The sequence below is a fragment of the Ulvibacter sp. 2305UL32-6 genome (assembly GCF_058148545.1).
Window position 1 is genome coordinate 1 of sequence record NZ_JBYVKA010000093.1, and the last position, 343, is coordinate 343.

Sequence of the window (343 nt, forward strand, 5' to 3'; positions counted from 1 at the left end):
CCCAAACAATGTGATCTTAGAGATCACTGATGTCAACGGAAACGTTAGTACTTGTACCGCTATTGTAACGGTTCAAGATGTAACGGCTCCAGTAGTGGTTTGTCAAGACATCACAGTTGAACTAGATCCTATAACGGGAACTGTAACAATTGCAGGAATAGATGTTGACGGTGGTTCTACCGATGCCTGTGGTATTGCGAGCTACGATCTGGATATCGATACCTTCGATTGTAGTAATGTAGGCGACAATCCTGTAGTGCTTACCGTAACCGATTCAAACGGAAATGAATCAACATGTACTGCCATAGTAACGATTGAGGACAACACAAGTCCAGAGCTTAGT

Annotated in this window: 1 protein-coding gene; it reads left to right on the forward strand. The window is 43.1% G+C overall.

Going from position 1 to position 343, the window contains the following annotated elements:
- On the forward strand, positions 1 to 343 hold a 343-nt coding region (locus tag ACY2RU_RS17860), incomplete at both ends, for a hypothetical protein (protein ID WP_490139843.1).